We start from the raw sequence: 15,371 nt of genomic DNA, 5'->3' as shown, positions 1-15,371 counted from the left end.
TGACTGGTAATGTGTAGTTACAAGTTATTGACAATAATGCAGTGAAAAAGGGGGCTATTATGTCTTTTGCTAAAGGAAATCGGATCGTTTTAATAAAGCATATAAGGCATTGCCATTCAGAATTAAGCACTACACCGGTTAATAAAAGCTCAGAAGAAATTATATGTAAGAAAGGGGCTTATTTTGTGACTCCAAGTCACTATTTTAATGAGGACCATGATCTATATTTGTTTCCATATATCCTCAACTGCGATTTATCTCCTTGGACTGATGCAAATCTATTCTTATATACGTCAGCTTTAAATAGGGACAAAGGGTATTCAAGCTCTGATGCAATAAGGTTAAAAGCTAGCTTATTAGTTGATTACAAAATTTATTGTGAAGGTCTTAAAATCGATTTGTATGATTTTAGTGGGCGAAAACCTAAAAGGCCAACCTACAGATATTTTTTTCATTTATTACAACAAGTAAACGAAGGTGCTCTCTCTCGAAAGAAGCTAAATCAAAGCACGAAAGTTGTATATGATTTTTATCGGTATCTATCTGAACAGCATAAATCTTCAATCGACATTGAGAGAGTTGATAGTGTCAAATTGGTGAATAGATATTTTCATAATCATCATGGTGGGCTTTACTCTATGGCAACAGAAAAACGAGGACAGAGTTTGAGTGTAAACAACTCTTCAAGGCCAAGGCGTATTGGCTTCACTAGAGAGTATGGAGAAGAACTACGACCTTTAACAGATAAAGAATTAGATGAGCTATTAGGTTGTTTAAATACTGATGCTTTTGGAGTTGATGAAAGGCTTATGCACTTCATAGCTCTTCAAGTTGGAGCTAGAAAACAATCTATTTTAACAATGCGAATGAAGCATTTAAAATTATTTGCTGATGAAAAATTATTGAAGGATGGTACTTTTAAAGTAAATGCTGGGCCTGGTACTGGTATCGACACAAAGTATAACAAACCACAAGCTCTCTACTTTCCATTAATATTAGCTAAAAGCATTCTTCGCTACGCAAACAGTGAAAAAGCTAAGAGGCGGCGCCAAAAGTTTTTACAAAACAATGGAAACATATTAAACGAAGACGATATGTATTTATTTATCTCTTCTTCTGGAGGAACCCATTATATGGCTAAATCAGACCCTAGGTATATATTTACTAGAAGTCGGCCTCAGGGAAGAAATACTTACTATATGAGCAAAAAGCTAAGTAAGTTGGTAAGTGAAAAATTCCCAAGTGACTTTGTGTTTCATTGGCTAAGAGCTACTTATGCTCTTCGTTATTATCTGTTTTTACAACCTCTATATGCAAAAGGACTTATAACGGATAGCGATATAATTTCAATGGTTCAAAAAAGGCTACATCATAGCAATAGAGAAGTAACTGAAAACTATCTCAAGCTCTTTGATTCAATAGATAAAAGGCTGGTTGCACAGCAACTTTATGAAGAACGAGTATTTGACTTATATGGCACTAAAATGGACTTTATATAATGGATAAAAATTATACACAGAGAAAAACTTATATTGCTACACTTGATGATCTTGCATCAAAAGAGTTGTTACATCTGGAAATGCTTAGGTTGTATTTGCCTAACTCGGGGAAAAAAAACCCAATCGATATGGGGGCAATTGCTTACTCTGATAGAAAGTTTGTTATCAAAATGTCTAGTTATGAAAATACTGATTATTTGGTTGTTCTTGAGTCATTTTTACCAGCTAGATGTACTTTTCTTAAGAGGTTTATCGAGTATATTATTACCGGTGGTTATAGAGAGTCGAGTTTAAATAGTTTAATAGCCAAAGTTAGAAAAGCATTTAATATAATCGACGGTTACAAAGAGACTGGCGCTTTCTTAGAAAGTTTCGACGATACGTCAAAAGTTTATGAGATGATAACCCATGATTTGAGGCATAAGCTTAATGTAGGTGAGCTAACCGCATATCAGGCTAAACTTAAGCAAGTCAGCATCGCTTTTCTTATACTAATAGGCCACGGAAGAGGAACCTTTGATCATATAATAAAAAATACTATTCAATTTAGTGGCAAATCTAAACCTACCCCCCCCCGTGAGCTTGATGAGATTAGGTTTGGTTATGAGATATATAAGAGTTTAGCGCTAGGGCTAACCAAAAGCTTAGTAAACAATGAACACCTACCAATTCTCTTAAAAATGCCGGACTATGAAACATATTTATTTCCATATGCAAATCATCGTGTAACGCCTTTTTATAGTTGCCCTACAGATGTTTACAATGATGAAGAGGGTCGATTAGTCACGATCGAAGAATATTGTGCTAAAAGGCCTGATAAATGCAAAAACGAGCTCGCAAGCAACTTAAGAAGAACCAAAACTTACTTAGATGAAGCCAACACTAATATGCGTGCAAAATGTCGCAGAGCATTCGCAACTACAGCTATGCAGGCATTTCAAATGTTATTTATGATGCTCTCAGGCTCTTACGTAAGTGAAATGAAAAAAATTGAATTCGATGGTGCCTTTGAAAAGGCTAAGTCTGTAACACAAAAAAGCTATCAAGTAGTTAAATTCAGAGCCAGTGGGAAAATTATACAGTATGAACTAGCTCATGGAGCAGTAGAACTTTTTAAACACTATATTAGGTTAAGAGAATGGGTACTTGACGGTAAAGTTTTTGATGAACTTTTTTTTAGTCTTAAAGTGAAATCTTGGGAACCTTGTATAGTAGATGCAAGCGCTATAAGGGGCTTTCAGAGAAAGAAAGTTATAGGTGTTTTTATGCCAGCTAGCTTTGAAGTGCTTACTTCAAGGCAGTTTCGCAAAACTAAAAGTATATTTTTACATGAGCAGCCAGAAGTTTCTAAAGAAACAGTTGCAGAAGTTCTTGGTCATTCTGAAAGAACAAATGAGGCTCACTATCTTGAAGTTTCCCCTGAAGTTGCAAAGTCAGAATTCAGTAATTTTTGGGAGTCAGCTCATGAAGCTATACAACACATAAGCTTTAATAAAGATGCTCATGATGGACAGCACCTTAGTGTAGCTGCAGGGCATTGTACGGACTATCAAAAGCCTGAACCTGCTATAGACGCTCCGCCTATAAAGCCTGATTGTGTATCCCAATATGGGTGTTTGTTTTGTAAACATTACGTATGCCATGCCAATGATGAAGACGACGTTCATAAGTTATTTAGCTTACTCTATATAGTAATAGGTGTAATGAATGCTTCATCTGAAATGGCAAAGTCCAAAGAGCTTCTCTTAATGCTTTCATCCAGAGTAAGACAAATTTTATTAAAAATTAAATCAAAATCGTCTTTGGGAGCTAAAAACGTCAAGTTGTATCGTGAGCGAGTTTTTAATTACGGAGAGCTTACTCCTTATTGGGAAAATCGTCTCCAAAGATATGAATCTATGGGGATGATTTTTTCAGAGGAAAATATAGGAGAAAGTTTTGAATTATAATAAAAACTACACTAACCGCCTATTTAACCAAGCTTTAAGTGTCAACGGGTTACGTGTTTCATCTGAGAGTGCCCCAGACACACTATGCTTGAGTTATTCTAAAGGTAATATTCCTGATGAATTTATTATATGTAGAAATAAGCAAAATGTACCAACGGCTATTTATAAAAATGATAAATGGGATTTGAGCCCATACATTCTATCATCTAAATCCAGCGAAGTTATTAATTTTGAAGACCTTATATGTACTTCAGACGCTACTAAAGATAGAGAACTTATTAATGAAGTTAAGTCCATAGTTATTTATTTGATGTATTTTATAAATACAGGTGTTGCGGGTAGTTTAGCTATATCTACCTTAACTAGGTATGCAAATGTTGCAAAATCGGCTGCTCGCTTTTGTATAGATACTCAAGAAGATAAAATGATTGGTAGGCTGAGCCTTCAAAAACTTTTTACTAATAAAAACTACCTAGCATTCTATGTAAAAACTCTTAACAATAGGCAAAAACAGCGTTTACATGCTTTGTTGAAAAAGTTAAACATTATAGGTATTGAGCATTTAGGATATAAGGTTGTTAATTACCAGCACTTACATAAAAGAATACCACATAATCAACATCCTTTAATTCCGACGCGAATATACCTTGAGGTAGTAAATTTTTTAACTGATAGAGTTGGGTTTCTTAAGAAAAACTCTTTAAAGCTTGAGTGTTTTATAAAGGAATTCTCAGATCCTTATTTTGGTTTATGTATTTTGAGCCAAAAAGATAGGATGGTTGGTGATCTCATAAAGCCAAAGGACAGATCATTTAGACCTACACTAGATGAGGCCATAAATGCTCATAATTTAAATAGTTTATTTGAACACCCCGATTTTAATTGTAAAAGCAGAAAAGAATTAGCAGCCCGTTTGGGTGTAATTCAGTATGAAATGAAGCATTTAATTCATTTATACACGGGTATGAGAAATGATGAAGTTAATCGACTAGGCTACGATTGTGTCGTAGATAAACCAACCGATAATTATGTTTTTGATGATAGTGATTCTATACCTTCATCAAAAGCAATTGTTAAGGTCATTTCAACAACAACTAAATTTACTGGATATAAAGAGGAGGAGGCCTGGTTAGCGCACACGATTGTTTTAGAAGCTATCGAAGTACTCCGAGCTATTGTTAGGGGGATCGCATACATAGCTGGACTTGAACCAAAAAAATGTAGTCTTCTTTTAAGTACCAAAATAATATACACGAGAGATAAGTCTGCCACAGGTACAAAGATTTTTTCTGCTCCAAAAAATGAACGTAAATATTTTGTAAAAAGGGACTCCTTCATTATCGGTAGTGATGATTATGACGTTTTAGTTGCTAGTGATCCGGAAAGAGATTTTTCTAAATCACCAGAATTTAACATTGGAAGTCACTGGCCTATAACTACCCATCAGTTTAGACGATCTTTAGCTTTTTACGCTGTAAATAGTGGGTTTGTTTCTTTGGCTACTTTAAGAAAGCAGTTTAAGCATTTATCACAAGAAATGACTAAATATTACAGCCGCAATAATGAAAACGTAATGACGATTTTTGGTCATTACGATGTAAAGGCAAAAGAGTATGTTCTTCCATTAAATCATATCGCTTATGAACTTCAAACTGGCATGTCATTAGATACGGCAGAAAGGTTATTAAAAGATTTATTAAGTGAAACAAGTAGTTTACACGGCAAGGTAGGGGGGTACTTTGAGAGGCAAAAATCTCAGTTGAAGAAAGGTGAAGTTTTAGTAGAGGAGTTTATTGAAACCACTTCAAAAAAAGTTTACGAAGGTGAGGTTAACTACCGCAGAACTTTACTTGGGGGATGCACTAATGCTGAGATTTGTAGCTGTTCTATTTTAGGAGAATTTGCTGATTGTTTAACAAGCAAATGCGCTGCTATTAAGTCTGAAAACATAGATGCTTTAATTAAATCGACGGAAAAAGAACTTCAGTCGTACCACAAGGACTCAGTTGAGTTCTTATCTACAAAATCAGAGTTAGATGACTTATTAAGATATAAAACCTTTAAAATCAAAAGCAGAGCAATAGGTATTGAAGATAGAATAATTGATATAAAGGAAGAGTAATGAATACTACAAAGAAGTTACAAGAATGTTACAAGGCTCTTGAACGATTAGTAAAAGGCTGCCCTCGTATAAGTGATTTTAGTGGTATAGAGTTAAGTCAAATTACTAATTCTATTGTTTCTCAAGAAGCTGGTCACGACAAAGGTTATATAAAAAATGATCGTGATAATCACCAGGGGATAGTGCAGGCTATTAAAGACGCTAAAAAGTCGCCTGAAAGTAGTACTTTATCTAAATCTGAAATAACGGAGCGACATAACAAAAAAATTAAAAGCGTCAAAAAGAGGCTAACTTTGACAGAAGAAGCTCTAGAGAAAGCATTATCACGAGAAATTGTATTGTTAGCCCGTTTACAAGAGCTAGAAAATGATTTGAATAGGCTAAATAACGTTATGGACATACGGCAGAAATGACGTTTAAAAGTACACCTCAATTATTCTTGTCGATAAACTAAATGATTTAGCAGATATTAGAGTTTAATTCTCGAAAATTAGACTCTAATAAACAATATAAATAGAGAAGTATTTTTGTTACCAATTAAAGATTATATTCCCAAAATATTAACTAGCCTAGAGTCCTACAACAACTTAGTTTTGCAGGCAGAACCAGGTGCTGGTAAATCTACAATAGTTCCACTTGAACTCATTAAATCAAACTTAATGACAGGTAAAAAAGTCATAATGTTGGAGCCTCGTAGAGTTGCAGTTAGATCCATTGCAAATTATCTAGCGAAGTTGTTAGGCGAGAATGTAGGCGAAACAGTAGGTTACCAGATAAGAAATGAACGTAAAAAATCAAAAAATACTATACTTGAAATTGTAACTGACGGAGTTCTGACCCGAAGAATACAAAATGATCCAGAGCTAACTGACGTAGGGTTGATAATCTTTGATGAATTCCATGAGCGTTCGATTCATGCTGATCTTGCTCTAAATTTAGCATTAGAGGTGCAGGAGGCGTATCGAGATGATTTGAAGTTACTTGTTATGTCTGCAACCATAGATACTGACTTGCTGTCAAAATACTTAAATAATTCGCCAATAATAAAATGCCCAGGACGCACTTTTCCTGTCCAAATCGAATATGCTGGTAGACCATCTTCTCACCTATCTATTTATATAAAAGGTTTGTTGGATAAAGTATTAAAAGAGCAACCGTTAGGGGATGTATTAATTTTTTTACCAGGACAAGCAGAAATCAATCGATGTATGAGTGCTGCTCAGAGCTACTTACCTCAAAATGTTGAAACTTTACCTCTTTATGGCGGCTTGCCACTTACAAAGCAGGAATTAGCTCTAAATAAGTCGAGTAAAAGGCGAGTTATTTTTTCCACAAATATAGCCGAAACAAGTCTAACAATCGACGGTGTTAGTATCGTTATTGATTCCGGTCTAGAAAAAGTAATGACATTCGATGTTAAGAGTGGATTATCAAGGTTAGATACCAGCCGTATATCAAAAGCGTCAGCTAATCAACGTACAGGTAGAGCAGGTAGAACTCAAAAAGGTCTTTGTATTAGACTTTGGGGGGAAATTGAGCAAAAAGGGTTGAAAGATTTTCAAATTGAAGAAATAAGTATTACAGACCTAAGTAATCTAGTGCTCGAGTTATCAGGCTGGGGAGTACTAAATTATGATGACGTAAATTGGCTAACGGCTCCGCCAAAGAAACACTTCGATGTAGCGTGTGATCTAAACTTTAAGCTAGGATTGATCGATAACTCACACAAAATCACTTCACTTGGTAAAAAAGTATTATCTCTAGGTGTTGGCTCAAGACTTGGAGCTATGCTTACCTCGTGTGAAACAGAAAATGAAACTCTTACTGCCTGTATCTTAGTTGCTCTTTTATCTGAAAAGGATATTTTACTTAATGCGGAGAATTCAGATCTTATAGAAAGGTTTGTTGTAATATATGAAAGTTTTATAGTTAAAAAAAGTAGTGAAGCCAGCAATATTAATAAATCAGTTTTAAAGCAAGTTATAAAACTGGTGAAATCATTCTTAAATGCTTTAAATGTTACATTAGTTCCTCATAATACTACCTTGGCTGAACTTCAACCACTAATAGGTAAACTGCTATTAAAAGCATACCCAGATAGGTTAGCTAAAATCAGAAATCCTAATAGCAAAGACTATTTGTTAGCAAATGGAAGAGGGGTTACTTTAAAGACTACTGATAGTCTTTTTGGGAGTAATTGGCTTGTAGTTTGTGATTGCGATGGGAAAAATTTAGGTGGTGTTATTTATAGCTCTGTACCTATATCCTTTGAACAAATTAATGCTGTTTTGGATGGAGAATATAAATTAGACACTTATTATAAATTAGATGCTAAGAAAGAAAATATAATTGGTAGACGAGTTCATAAGTATATGAGCTTAGTTATGAGAGAAGATAAGCTAAATTCAATTCCTGATGAGCAATTCAACTCCTGTATTAAGGGGGTCTTATTAGAAGAAGGCATTAAATTTTTAAATTGGACTGCCAAGTGTGAAAGTTGGCTGGCAAAATGTCAGTGGTTACATAGTGTTGTCGAAAGCTTCCCGAATATAAATGAAGACGTTTTACTAAAAAACTTAGATACATGGCTTATACCTTATACCTTAGATGTAAAAAGCTTAAAGCAATTGAAAAATAAAGATATTTATTCAATTTTAAACGCTAAACTAACTTGGGAGCAACAGCAGGTACTGGATGCTTGTGCACCTTCTAACTACATCACTCCTAGTGGCAAGAAAGTACTAATTAGGTACGATGAAAATCAAGGGCCCACTGTATCTGTTGTATTGCAAGAAATGTTTGGCCAGCTTGAATCTCCAATGCTAGCAATGGGTAAAGTCGCTATGAGATTTGAGTTATTGTCTCCGGCTAAGAGGCCAATACAAACAACAAGTGATCTAGCTCATTTTTGGCGTTCTTCGTATTTTGATGTAGCCAAAGATATGCGCGGTAAATACCCGAAACATCGTTGGCCTGAAAAGCCGCTTGAAGAAAAGCCTGGTCATTCTATAAAAAAGAAAAGATAGAATGGGTTTAAGTGTAGTAACTCATATCCGATATTACAGTTTAAAAAGAACGGGTTAGACTTCGCCTGACTGGCGGCTTTGAGCGAAAAGCAGACATTGACCGTTAATCGTTTCAACGACGGCAATTAGCCATACGTTGCATGTTTGCTCCCTTACTGGTTTTACGATATCCAAAACCGACATAACGACCATTAAGCAAATACCAAAGTAAAATAGGTATGTGCTCCAATCATATAGCCAAAGAGGATAAAGCGTTAATAGCACTGCTACAGGCCCTAGAATGCTGAAGACAGCTCTGGTATGGTTTTTATTTTTGTGCCAGTTGTATAAGTTTACCAATAGTTCCAAAGATGCAAAAATAGGTAAAAGCGTATTTACAGCTATTCCTTCGAAGTGAGAGAAGAAGCCTAGTCCTAATGCCGATGCAAGTGACCTTAATGCAGGGAGGCAGGCCGTGCCGCTAGCCAAACGCCACTAGAGCCTACTCTGTCTAATATTTTATTTATCATTTGAAAGTCTATTGGTTGATATTACCATCATTCTAAACTCCGTATACAAGTACGGAGTCAATCATTTTAATGAGTCAATTATGGGGCAATGTGTTGGATCTTCGTTTTGCATACAGGTATTTGTCATACCCACAATTACTTTCTCTAAACGTTGAAGGTCATTAATTTTGTCTCGAATGATTGCTAACTTTTGTCGGTTTAATAGCTCAACTTGAGCGCAGTTGCTGTCCATAGACATTAGCGATTTTATTTCTCTTAACGTAAAGCCGAGCGCTTTGGCTTTTGTGATAAACCTAAGTTGTCCTGCTATTGATTCGTCATATTGTCTATAACCAGATATTGGTTTTTCAGGTTGTGTAATCAGTCCTTCTCGTTCATAAAAACGAATGGTTTCTACATTTAAATTTAATGATTGTGCTAATTTGCCAATGGTTTTCATTATTGCCTTTGTGAATACTACTAATCTAAAGTTATATTTAGTTCAACTATCTAATGACTTGATAATGCCACAGACTTCAATTGTACCGTCAGACCCGCAAGAGCTTGCCATTAGTTTTAACTCTTTTTTGAGTGCATTCAATTCCTTCATTCGTTGATTAACTAAAGTTAGTTGCCGATCAATTAATGCATTTACACTAGAGCAACTCTCCTCTGGCTTGTTTTTTAATTCAATGAGTCGCTTAATATCATTAAGCGGAATATCTAAACTTCGACAATGCTTTACGAACTCTAGCTCTTTAAATGCCTTATTAGAATACAACCTGAAATTCCCTTCAGTGCGATCAGGATCTGACAGCAAGCCCTCCTTTTCATAATATCGGATGGTTTGTACTGAATACCCCGATGTTTTCGATAACTCACCAATTTTCATAAAATTTCCAAATAAACTTGACCCTATAGTCACTATAGGATTTATAGTTAGAGCATACAAGTTAATCGGAGATGAAAATGAGCGATTGTGGGTGTGAAGTTGAGCTAAAAGATAACCAGCAAAAAACGGTGCTTTATTGGCTTCTGGCTATCAATGCCTCGATGTTTGTTTTTGAAATTGGCTTTGGTTGGTTATCAGAATCAACGGCTTTAATTGCAGATTCGTTAGACATGCTAGCGGATGCAATCGTCTATGCAATTGCACTATACGCGGTGGGAAAGTCAATCCAACATAAGGCTAATGCTGCTTTAGTGAGTGGCTATTTCCAACTGGGGTTAGGCGTGCTAATTCTAATGGATATTGCTAGAAGGCTGTATGGTGAAAGTGAGCCTCACTCTTGGTTTATGATTGGCGTAGGCATGGTTGCTTTAGTTGCAAATGTGATTTGTCTCATCCTTATTCGAAAGCACAACAACGATGAAGTACATATGAGAGCTAGCTGGATATTTTCAGCGAATGATGTAATTGCAAATCTTGGTGTCGTTATCGCAGGCATACTCGTTATGGTGCTGAAACAGCGTTGGCCTGATATCGTCATTGGTAGCATCATTTCAATGTTAATTCTTCGAGGCGCTTACCGAATACTAAGCGATGCTAAACAAGAATTAGCTGTTGCTGAGAAAACACGTTAAACACCAAATGAAGATAAACAATCAACCTTTGGTTGTTCAAAGTAAGGAAACATCAATGAATAGCAAATATCTAGAAAAAACCAAGATAGTAAATTTTGAACACTCTACAATTCAATCATTAATTTCTGAGCGTAATTGGCAAGAACTCGATGACTTCAACAAAATTGGTGCAGCCTACCAATTTGTTAAAGATGAAATATTATTTGGTTACAATGAGATTGATGATATTTCAGCAAGCAGTGTTTTAGCCGATGGTTACGGACAATGCAATACCAAGGGTAACTTGCTGATGGCTTTGTTACGAGGATTAGGTATTCAATGTCGTTTTCACGGCTTTACTATTGAGCAGCGATTACAAAAAGGAGCTATTCCAACTTATGTATTTTGGTTAGCACCTAAATATATCATTCATAGTTGGATTGAAGTTTATTTCAAGGATCGTTGGATAAACTTAGAAGGCTTTATATTAGATGAACAATATTTAAGTTCACTACAGCACAAATTTAGTCAAATAAAAAACGAATTTTGTGGTTATGGTGTTGCAACAAAGTGTTTCTCTTCGCCAGATACAGATTGGCGTGGTCAAGATACCTATATACAAAAAGAAGGTATTCATGATGATTTTGGTGTTTATAATTCCCCTGATGAGTTTTATCTCGAAAAAGGAACTAACTTATCAGGAATCAAACGTTGGATGTATCAACGAGTGATCCGTCACTTTATCAATTTTAACGTAGTCAATGTAAGAAATTTAAAAGTTCTTGAGGTGGAAAATGCACAATCATAGCCATAGCCATTCGCATGGAAAAGACAACCGTATAGGTTGGACATTTTTCCTTAATGTTTCATTTACTATTATCGAATTTATTGGTGGTTGGCTAACCAACAGTACCGCTATTATGGCTGATGCTGTACATGACCTGGGTGACAGTTTATCTATAGGATTCGCTTGGATACTGAGTCGTTTCTCGGATAAAGAAGCATCCGATAGATTTAGCTATGGCTATCGTCGTCTTACCCTGTTTGGCGCATTAATTAACAGTATTGTATTAGTTATTGGTTCTGTCTGGGTGCTATTTGAAGCAATACCAAGATTATCTAATCCTGAAATGCCAATGGCTGAAGGAATGTTGGGTCTTGCATTACTTGGGGTTGCTGTTAATGGGTATGCAGTATTTAAACTAAAAGCGGGTAAAACGCTGAACGAAAAAGTACTTACGTGGCATTTGCTTGAAGACGTACTTGGCTGGGTTGCAGTCCTAATTGTTTCTATCGTGCTGCTTTTTGTAGATCTACCAATATTAGATCCTTTGCTTTCTATAGGCTTTACACTGTTTATATTGTTTAACGTTTTGAAAAACCTGAAAACAACATTGGCACTATTTCTTCAAGCTACACCTGATGAAGAAGTGCAGAATAATATTGAAAAAGCGATAAAGGCTATACCTGAAATTAATGGGATTCATCATATGCACTTTTGGTCATTAGACGGGGAAAGTCACGTATTAACTGCTCACCTAGAGTTAGCCCATAACTTTGAGGTTGATAAATTAATTAGGCTAAAACAACAAGTGGCTAAGGAACTTTCTTCTTATAATTTATCTCATACAACCATTGAGTTTGAGTTTCCTCAAGAAACTTGCCGTGACGAGCATGAAAAACATGCGCATGGCTAGTTTAGAAAACCTTTTTTTGATATTATAATTTTTCATATTTAAGTAGGTGTTTATTTTGAAATTCAATGTTGCGTTAAAAATACTATTAGTCGTTTCGATTGTTTTGCAATCGTTAACTGCTGTTGTATCCGCAACACCTGAGAATCACCAGATAGATATAGAGCACCTTCAAATTCAACATGATCATGCAGATGATCGAAATGTTTTAAATGATAATACAGATGATGAACAGCACGATGTAAAGGATTGTCATCACTGCGGACATTGCAGTGGCAGCCATTTATCTTGGATTTTAGTCAGTAATTCAAATGTCGATGGTAAGCTAAATATTATCAATAAAACTCCTTATCAAATTGATCAAACAAGTACCTTTCTTGAAGCGATACTTCGCCCACCCATTTCTTAATTAGATTGATTTTTAATGACCTATTTGTCCATGAGAAGGATAAAGGGTTCGTGTTTATAAATTAAAAAATTAAGAAGTTTTATGTATATATTTTTAAAAAATGCAGGTTTAACCCTGTCTTTATGCATGGCTGTGAGTTTTTCAGTTGCCACTTATGGCAAACAGAAAAGTATTTCATGGCTAGATAGTCAAATAAATAAAGATCCCGAAGTTGTTGCGGCTAAAGAGTTACTTAATGCAAGTAATCATAGAGCCAAAAGCTTAACTCAAGCCGTATATAACCCAGAGCTTGAAGCAAGCTATGAAAAAGAAGGTGATTTTGATAATTATTCTATTGGTATCAGTCAAACGATTGATTTTTGGGATAAGCAATCAGCAAATAAAAGCATTGGTGAAATTGGTGTTTATGCAAACCAGCAACAATTGTTATCTCTACTCGATTCTAAAAAGGCTAACGCTTTAACTGCAATAGTTAATTGGCAAGCAGCAAAAAAGGTGGCTCAGTTACTTTCAGTAAGAGAAAATCAATTACAAACGCTCGTTGGAATTATTGAAGATAAGCGAAAAGCAGGACTTTTAGAGCCACTTGACGCTGAACTGGTTTATTTAAACTTGTCCCAAGTTTTCAGTGAAATATCTGAGTCGCAAATTGCTTTGAAAAATGCAGAGGTAAATGTTCAGGAGTTATTGCCTGATTGGACGCCTAATACTACCAATTTGTTTTCATTTACTTTTGGAGCAACAAACTATTCATTTAACTCTCAGTGGGTTGAGGAACATCCAAAAGTTAAACTCGCTAGAGCGCAATGGAAGATAAAACAATCTAAAGCTCAACTAACCACTATGGAATCTAAAGCCAATCCAACCATTGGAGTTAACGCAGGGAAAAGTGGAGATGAAGACTTGATTGGCGTGACTTTCTCAATGCCTTTAAATATCAGAAATAACTATTCAGATACTGTTAAAGCCGCTTATTCAGAAGCAATTGCAGCAGAGGCTAACTTTCGGTCGGTTTATCGAAAGCAGTCATTTGAAGCAAAAGCTAATTATGAATCGCTTATTGTCAGTAAAAAATATTATGAGCAATGGCAAAAACTGACAAAAGGCAGATTAGATAGCAGCGAAAACTTATTAAATAAGCGCTGGGAAGCTGGTGACATTAATACTTCTGACTACTTACTTGCATTAAATCAACGTGCGGAAGGGCTTCATGCAGGAATACGTTTGGAAAATCAATTCAAGCTTGCAGAAATATCCTTCATTTTAAGTATGGGTCAGTTATCCAAATTTGAGATTTGAGCGCTTTGTTTTTTCAGTAGCGAAAAACGAAATCTTAAATTTATTAAAAATATAGGTTACAAAAATGAATACAGTAATTAGTAAAAAATTTTTAGCCGTAGTAATTAGCTGCCTGTTAGTTGGGTTTACTACAAATCATGATGCTTTTGCACAGTCGTCAGATGGAACTGGTTCTGTCACAAACGTTTCGAAACAAGAAGAAAAAGAACATCAAGATGAGCATGAACACGAAAAGGGACATGAAGAAGATAAAGGTGACCATGACGAGCACGGCCATGAAGGTGGTAATAAAGAGGGAGAAGAAGGACATGAAGAAGGTATCACTATTGATCCAAAGAAGATGTCGCTTGCTAACATTAAAGTGGAAAGTGTTAAGCCTGAATATCAATTTAGCTCCGTATATGCACCTGGCGAAATAAAAGCTAATGGCTATAAAAGTTATGTGGTATCACCACGTACAGAGTCAGTCATTATCAGTCGCCATGCAGCGCTTGGCGAGTATGTAGAAATAGGTCAGAAGTTAGTTACATTATTTAGTGAAGCAATGGCACAAGCACAAGCTGACTATTTAATCGCTTCAACCGAATGGCAACGTGTAAAAAAGCTGGGTAATAAGACGGTGAGTGAAAGTCGATTATTACAAGCTGAAACAACATACAATGCGAGCTATGGCAAGCTCATTGCTTTAGGGTTAACTGAAAAAGCAATAAATGGTATTTCTAACAAAGACATTAAAGCATTTGGACAATATGCATTAACGGCGCACCGTGAAGGTGTCGTGCTTCAAGACGACTTTATCCAAGGGCAACGTGTTGATGCTGGGGATTCAGTCATGTTGTTAGCTGATGAAAAACAACTATGGGTTGAAGCAAAAGTTTCTCCAAATAAAAAGCTAAATTTATCAATTGATTCTCCTGCGGTACTTAAATTAGAAGGCCAGAGTTACAATGCCAAAGTTATCCAAGAAGCCCATACAATTGATCCCGTAACTCGTACAAGAATTATTAGATTGGGGGTACAGAATGCTGATGATAACCTTCATTCAGGTATGTTTGTAAAAGTTTACTTTCAGTTTGCCACAAAGCAGAAAGTGATGGCTGTGCCAGAAGAAGCATTGATCCGCAGCGCAGATGGTGATTGGACCGTATTTGTCGAAGACCACCCTGGAGAATTTAAAGCTGTAGAAGTAGAACTAGGCCGAGCCTTAGGTGATTTTAGGGAAATCATTGGCCTTGATAGTGGGACGCGAATTGTAACCAAAGGCGCATTTTTTGTTGCTTCTGAAATCGCTAAAGGCGGATTTGATCCGCATAACCACTAAG

At 35.8% G+C, this 15,371-nt stretch carries 14 protein-coding genes; 11 read left to right on the top strand and 3 right to left on the bottom strand.

Features of this window, described 5'->3' with window-relative positions:
• Window positions 1–59: 59 nt before the first annotated feature.
• From RB215_RS10860 to hrpB, 5 genes are all read left to right on the top strand, one after another.
• Window positions 60–1,499 carry a site-specific integrase gene (locus RB215_RS10860; protein ID WP_309216376.1) on the top strand — a complete coding sequence of 480 codons (1,440 nt, stop codon included), beginning with the start codon at window positions 60–62 and terminating at the stop codon, window positions 1,497–1,499.
• On the top strand, window positions 1,499–3,448 hold the full coding sequence (locus RB215_RS10855; RefSeq protein WP_309216374.1) for a hypothetical protein: 1,950 nt from the start codon (window positions 1,499–1,501) through the stop codon (window positions 3,446–3,448). Before RB215_RS10860 ends, RB215_RS10855 begins: the two co-directional genes overlap by 1 nt.
• Window positions 3,438–5,570, top strand: a complete 2,133-nt coding sequence (locus RB215_RS10850) for a hypothetical protein (protein WP_309216373.1) — start codon at window positions 3,438–3,440, stop codon at window positions 5,568–5,570. Before RB215_RS10855 ends, RB215_RS10850 begins: the two co-directional genes overlap by 11 nt.
• On the top strand, window positions 5,570–5,983 hold the full coding sequence (locus RB215_RS10845; protein ID WP_197121248.1) for a hypothetical protein: 414 nt from the start codon (window positions 5,570–5,572) through the stop codon (window positions 5,981–5,983). Before RB215_RS10850 ends, RB215_RS10845 begins: the two co-directional genes overlap by 1 nt.
• 114 nt (window positions 5,984–6,097) lie before the next feature.
• Window positions 6,098–8,596: an ATP-dependent helicase HrpB gene (gene hrpB / locus RB215_RS10840; protein WP_309216370.1), complete on the top strand. Its 2,499-nt coding sequence runs from the start codon at window positions 6,098–6,100 to the stop codon at window positions 8,594–8,596.
• A gap of 54 nt (window positions 8,597–8,650) precedes the next feature.
• Here hrpB and RB215_RS10835 read toward each other — a convergent pair whose 3' ends face one another.
• The 3 genes from RB215_RS10835 to RB215_RS10825 form a co-directional block, all read right to left on the bottom strand.
• Window positions 8,651–9,064 (bottom strand): MerC family mercury resistance protein, encoded by a 414-nt coding sequence (locus RB215_RS10835; RefSeq protein ID WP_309216368.1) that lies wholly within the window; start codon window positions 9,062–9,064, stop codon window positions 8,651–8,653.
• A 102-nt stretch (window positions 9,065–9,166) separates the two neighbouring features.
• Entirely contained in the window at window positions 9,167–9,544 is a 378-nt protein-coding gene (locus RB215_RS10830) for a MerR family transcriptional regulator (RefSeq protein ID WP_004588890.1), read from the bottom strand.
• Between the two features lie 42 nt (window positions 9,545–9,586).
• Complete coding sequence (locus RB215_RS10825; RefSeq protein ID WP_004588889.1) at window positions 9,587–9,976, bottom strand: Cd(II)/Pb(II)-responsive transcriptional regulator; 390 nt, start codon at window positions 9,974–9,976, stop codon at window positions 9,587–9,589.
• 77 nt (window positions 9,977–10,053) lie between these two features.
• Between RB215_RS10825 and RB215_RS10820 the strand changes: the two genes are divergently transcribed.
• From RB215_RS10820 to RB215_RS10795, 6 genes are all read left to right on the top strand, one after another.
• The gene (locus RB215_RS10820) at window positions 10,054–10,668 is read left to right on the top strand and encodes a cation transporter (RefSeq protein ID WP_004588888.1); all 615 of its coding nucleotides are present in this window, start codon (window positions 10,054–10,056) and stop codon (window positions 10,666–10,668) included.
• Between the two features lie 55 nt (window positions 10,669–10,723).
• Window positions 10,724–11,455: a transglutaminase-like domain-containing protein gene (locus RB215_RS10815; protein ID WP_309216366.1), complete on the top strand. Its 732-nt coding sequence runs from the start codon at window positions 10,724–10,726 to the stop codon at window positions 11,453–11,455.
• The gene (locus RB215_RS10810) at window positions 11,442–12,344 is read left to right on the top strand and encodes a cation diffusion facilitator family transporter (RefSeq protein WP_309216365.1); all 903 of its coding nucleotides are present in this window, start codon (window positions 11,442–11,444) and stop codon (window positions 12,342–12,344) included. The genes RB215_RS10815 and RB215_RS10810 overlap by 14 nt, the downstream gene beginning before the upstream one ends.
• A gap of 55 nt (window positions 12,345–12,399) precedes the next feature.
• Window positions 12,400–12,750 (top strand): hypothetical protein, encoded by a 351-nt coding sequence (locus tag RB215_RS10805; protein WP_309216364.1) that lies wholly within the window; start codon window positions 12,400–12,402, stop codon window positions 12,748–12,750.
• Window positions 12,751–12,831: 81 nt separating this feature from the next.
• Window positions 12,832–14,049, top strand: a complete 1,218-nt coding sequence (locus RB215_RS10800) for a TolC family protein (RefSeq protein ID WP_309216363.1) — start codon at window positions 12,832–12,834, stop codon at window positions 14,047–14,049.
• Window positions 14,050–14,113: 64 nt separating this feature from the next.
• Window positions 14,114–15,370 (top strand): efflux RND transporter periplasmic adaptor subunit, encoded by a 1,257-nt coding sequence (locus tag RB215_RS10795; RefSeq protein ID WP_002962258.1) that lies wholly within the window; start codon window positions 14,114–14,116, stop codon window positions 15,368–15,370.
• The last annotated feature ends 1 nt before the right edge of the window (window position 15,371 follow it).

This window comes from Pseudoalteromonas sp. HL-AS2, from assembly GCF_031198805.1.
Classification (GTDB): Bacteria; Pseudomonadota; Gammaproteobacteria; order Enterobacterales; family Alteromonadaceae; genus Pseudoalteromonas; species Pseudoalteromonas nigrifaciens.
Note: the sequence above shows the minus strand (reverse complement) of the source record. Positions and strands in the feature narration are given on the sequence as shown.

Coding starts and splice junctions, on each gene's coding strand:
- RB215_RS10830 (WP_004588890.1), bottom strand. CDS start 9,544: ATGAAAACCATTGGCAAATTAGCACAATCATTAAATTTAAATGTAGAA.
- RB215_RS10820 (WP_004588888.1), top strand. CDS start 10,054: ATGAGCGATTGTGGGTGTGAAGTTGAGCTAAAAGATAACCAGCAAAAA.
- RB215_RS10800 (WP_309216363.1), top strand. CDS start 12,832: ATGTATATATTTTTAAAAAATGCAGGTTTAACCCTGTCTTTATGCATG.
- RB215_RS10815 (WP_309216366.1), top strand. CDS start 10,724: ATGAATAGCAAATATCTAGAAAAAACCAAGATAGTAAATTTTGAACAC.
- RB215_RS10810 (WP_309216365.1), top strand. CDS start 11,442: ATGCACAATCATAGCCATAGCCATTCGCATGGAAAAGACAACCGTATA.
- RB215_RS10845 (WP_197121248.1), top strand. CDS start 5,570: ATGAATACTACAAAGAAGTTACAAGAATGTTACAAGGCTCTTGAACGA.
- RB215_RS10795 (WP_002962258.1), top strand. CDS start 14,114: ATGAATACAGTAATTAGTAAAAAATTTTTAGCCGTAGTAATTAGCTGC.
- RB215_RS10860 (WP_309216376.1), top strand. CDS start 60: ATGTCTTTTGCTAAAGGAAATCGGATCGTTTTAATAAAGCATATAAGG.
- RB215_RS10855 (WP_309216374.1), top strand. CDS start 1,499: ATGGATAAAAATTATACACAGAGAAAAACTTATATTGCTACACTTGAT.
- RB215_RS10825 (WP_004588889.1), bottom strand. CDS start 9,976: ATGAAAATTGGTGAGTTATCGAAAACATCGGGGTATTCAGTACAAACC.